The organism is Pseudosporangium ferrugineum (assembly GCF_003002065.1).
Taxonomy (GTDB): Bacteria; Actinomycetota; Actinomycetes; order Mycobacteriales; family Micromonosporaceae; genus Actinoplanes; species Actinoplanes ferrugineus_A.
The window spans coordinates 1-4,123 of the sequence record NZ_PVZG01000064.1 but is presented as its reverse complement, the minus strand read 5'-3'; the positions used below and the strand labels follow the sequence as shown (position 1 = coordinate 4,123).

The following is a 4,123-nucleotide window of genomic DNA, read 5'->3' as shown; positions in this document are numbered from 1 at the left end:
GGTCCAACCCCGCCGCCATCCCCGTATCGCATGCCCTAACTAGACAGCAGTCCCGAACCGGCAGGAATCACCCAAAGTGACGATGTGGACTTGAGGGTGACCTCAACCCCAGAAGCTCAGTAGTGCGGCGCTGAGCCTCGCGTGCCGCATGATGCCGCGGCCAGCGGGCCGGCTCAAGCTCACTCGGGCGGGAGCGGCTCTTCGCCACCAAGGTGAAGGGCCGCGGCCGTGACAGCGGCGAGGGGTGATGCGGTCACCGGCGGTCGGCGGTTGCTGCCTCGAGGCGCAGCCCGACGGTGATGGCGACCAGCAGACTGGCGAAGACGTAGCCCTTCAAGGTGATCGGTAAGTGAGCATCGGGGTTCCCGCCCACCGTGCTGCCGGTGCAGGTAAACCGCGCCGAGCCCTGGCGCGGTTCGCCTGCCCATCCGGGTCGGAGACCACCTCCCAGTCGACCTGCTGCTCCCGCCTCGCGGTATGTCGCGCTAGAACAGCAGGCGAGTCGACGTTTCGCCTTCTCGAACTCGTGACGGTATCGCTCCGACTGTCCGGCGGTTCCCACGCAGTCGGATCCGAGGCTTGATGAGCGTTGTACCAGCCGTCGGCGCAATATGCGGTCGACTCAATCGTCCAAACGGTACTCATTCCATCCCGCAGAAGCTAGTAGGCGAACTCCACGGTTAGCCATTTCGCGCGCGCCCTTAGAATAATAGTGCCCTTTCGCCGGTTGCTCTGCCCCGGTGACGGGGTTAACGACAGTAGAGCCGCTAAGCAACGACTTCCTGAGCTTAAGGCGTATCGCCCGCCACGTTTTGATGCTTTCGTCATCATCCGTCATTGCGCTTAGCGCCGCCTCACGAAGCTCGGCTCGCGACTGCGTCCCCAAAGACACCGTAAGCACGTTCGGATTCGACCGCATGAAGTCAAGCGCTGACGCAGCCGAAACGTCAATCGGCAACAGATTGAGAGAAACTCGGTTGATCTCGGATGAACCGGCAAGCTCGACGGGAAGGTCGGCTACGTCGCACAAACGCGCGCTGTACTGGGGAAGAAATGACTCGACAGCAACGGCCAGTCTATACTCTTTCGCCCAATCGGCTAACCAGGTAGCGATCTCGTCCCGACCAGCGTGGAACTGAATGGAAATCTTTGTCATAACGCCTCAATTATACGGCACAAAGTGCATTTCGATTCCCGCTCCCTCAAGATCCGAGACAGCTTGCGCTTCTCGCTTGATAGGAGCTCCGCTTGCCGCCTGCTTACCGACGTTGATTCCATACAATGAGCCATCGGGGCGACGAACGAGAATATCCGGGCGGCGAGATCCCTTGAATCCGCCAGGCGTGGCAATCGCCCTTTCCGGAAGCACGCCGCCACCTGCGATGATCTCCCCATCGGTAACAGACCGTCCGACCGCTTCAATCTTAAGGTTGTGCGGACCTGTTCCCGATGGCTTCGGACCCCGCTTCGCGCCAACACCACCGCACCCGAAGTTGTGTACGAGCACTGGCGTTTTGCCAGCGAGCACATAGTACGTGTGAAGGTCCTGAACGGTCAGGTTGTAGGCCAAGGCCGTCCGGTGACTTCCCCGGATTAGGCCTCCCACGCGGACGCGGTGTCCGTCCGACGCCTGCAGACGATCGCCGTCATCGAGTTCGTCCGCGGGTTCCCACACCCGGTCCTCGGCGTTCCAGTATGGGTGGTCCTCCGTGGTGACCAGCCGTTTGCCGTCGACCGACAGTTCATACAGATCGTCGATGTGTACCCAGACCTGTTCGACGAGCCGACCGCCCTCATTGCCGTTTTCTGGGTCCTTCGCGAGGACCAGATCGCCGTTCTCCAGATCTTCGAACTTCTTGCTGGTCCCGTCGGCGAGCAGTACCTGGGTGTCACCGCTGAAGCTGCAGGCTTCGCCTGCGCGACCGGCCGTGGAGGTCTTGCCGGCGAACCCCATGCCGACACCGCCGACCAGGCTTCCCGAACCGTAGAAAGCCGCAGCATCATCGGCCACGCCGTAGGCACAGGCCATCGGTGCGACCGCGCACGCCGCGAGGATCTCCGGGCCCGCCGCTATCGTGAGCAGCGCCACGCCGCCTTCCAGCATGCGAGACACGCTGATTCCGGTGGGCTCCTCCAGGCCACCGCACATCTCGCCGAAGTCGGTACACAGGTCTTGCTGGACCAAGTGATTGGCCAGGGCGTCTGCGTACGACGTGTTGTACCGAAATTCCGCGTAGTCCTGTAGGGTCCACCGCTCGCCCCTACTTTTGTCGGGAACCCTTCGTCCATCCGGTGTCCGGCCGCTGTAGCGTTTGCGCTTGGAGTTGGGCTTCGTCGACGTCTTGCCGTTGTTACGACCCCACTCGATGTTTTCGGGGGTGCCGCAACCGCCAGGGCATCCCTTGCCTGGGCTGTAGCCGTAGCAGTCGAACTCGCGGCAGTCCGAGGGGATCAGACCCGTCGGATCGCTCAAGGTCACCGGGGAGTTGTTGGCATAGCTGTACCCGGTCCATTGCTGGGGATCAGCAGGGTCCAGGATCGGGTCGACGGAGATGAACCGGCCGAGCTGCGGGTCGTACTCGCGTGCGCCCAGGTGGGTGAGGCCGGTGGTGTCGGTGGTGCCGCCGACGAAACCCTTGGTGTTGGGCCAGGCGGGGACGGCGCCTCGTGTCCCGCCGAACGGTGTCTGGCGGCGGATGGTGGCCTGCTGGCTGACCGGGTCAAGGGAGGTTTGCGCGGTTCCCTGCCGGTCAGCGGTCAACCAGGTGAGCCCGCTGTTGTTGCGGGAGGCAACGGTCTGCCCGGCGAAGGTGTAGTACCGGGTGCCCGTACGGGCGCCGGTGGAGGCCGTGAAGCGGATCTCCTGGCCCGGAAGGTAGAGGGTTTTTCCCGCTGGGTCAGAGCTGATCAGGCGGTTGCCGTCGGCGTCGTACAGGTATGACGTTGTGGCGGCGCCCTCCGTGATGGTCTCCACGTGCCCTTCGGAGTCCCACGTCAAGGTTTGCGTGGGGCTCCCGGCCTTGGGTCGGGTGGTCATGTTCCCGGCGGGGTCGTGGCCGTATGCGATGGTGCTGGCGGGTGCGGTGCCGACGGTCGTGGTGGTGTCGGCCAGCGCGTGCGGTTGCGGTGTGCCCGGGGCCGGGTACCGGTACGTGGTGGTCCGGGGGGTGGTGGTACTGCGGTCGAGTTCCTCCGTGCGGTTGCCGACGTTGTCGTACTTCCAGGAAAGCCAGTACTTCGCGGGGCCACCCAGGGTCGATGTGCTTGCCGCGGCGGTGCAGTCGCCGCTTGCCGGCGTCCATGCCTGGCCCAGGCGTCGCAGGCCGTCGTAGCCGAAACACTGGTAGTCCGGCGAACCGGGGGCAGCCGCGTCCTTGATCCGGGTGATGTTGCCGGCGTTGTCGTACGTGTACTGCATGTCGGTGACGGTGTACGGGCTGATCGCTTCGCGATCAGTGCGGATGCCGGTGAGGCGCCTGGTCTCCAACTCGTGGGTGTACGACGCGAATGTGTGCTTGCCGGTTTTGCTGTACAGGCCGGTATACAGGTCGAGCTTGTCGATCTGGCCCAGAGCGTTGTAGTCGGTGTCGGCGACGTAGCTGAACTCAGAAGTACCGAAGATGGTGGTCATCCGGTTCGGGAGAGCGACGGTCTCGTCGTAGACGTAGCTGACGGTCTCGGCTTCCAGTCCACCCTTGGCCGGATAGCTGGCTGATGCGGGGCTCCCGTCGGCCTTGTAGGTGCTGTCGAAGTGGTACGTGTCGTTAAGCCCGGTCTCGGAGGCGGGGATGACGACGTCCGTGCCGGTCGGCTTGTAGTTGTTGTCGTACCCGGTGATTGTTGCGCCCCGGGTTGAATGGAGACATCGAAACCTGGAGGAACACCGGCGATGCCTGCACCGAAGAAGTACAACGATGATCTGCGTGAGCGTGCGACCCGGTTGGCGGTCGAGGCCCGCCGGGATCCGGCGTCCGCGGTCGGGGCGATCCAGCGGATCGCCGGGTCGCTCGGGGTTCATCCGGAGGCGTTGCGCACGTGGGTGAAGAAGGCCGAGACCGACGCCGGCGTACGGCCGGGCACGACCAGCAGCGACGCCGAACGTATCGCCGCGCTGGAACGGGAG

At 64.0% G+C, this 4,123-nt stretch carries 3 protein-coding genes; 1 reads left to right on the top strand and 2 read right to left on the bottom strand.

All coding sequences use genetic code 11. From position 1 onward, the window contains the following. Positions 1-622: 622 nt before the first annotated feature. Both CLV70_RS39495 and CLV70_RS38605 read right to left on the bottom strand, forming a co-directional pair. Positions 623-1,156, bottom strand: coding sequence for a hypothetical protein (locus CLV70_RS39495; RefSeq protein ID WP_146164359.1), 534 nt, complete (start codon positions 1,154-1,156; stop codon positions 623-625). Positions 1,157-1,162: 6 nt separating this feature from the next. Continuing rightward, entirely contained in the window at positions 1,163-3,790 is a 2,628-nt protein-coding gene (locus tag CLV70_RS38605; RefSeq protein ID WP_483880091.1) for an RHS repeat-associated core domain-containing protein, read from the bottom strand. Between the two features lie 99 nt (positions 3,791-3,889). On the opposite strand from CLV70_RS38605, the gene CLV70_RS38600 reads away from it, so the two are divergent. Continuing rightward, the coding region (locus tag CLV70_RS38600; RefSeq protein ID WP_158277924.1) for a transposase at positions 3,890-4,123 on the top strand (234 nt) is incomplete at its 3' end.

Coding starts and splice junctions, on each gene's coding strand:
- CLV70_RS39495 (WP_146164359.1), bottom strand. CDS start 1,156: ATGACAAAGATTTCCATTCAGTTCCACGCTGGTCGGGACGAGATCGCT.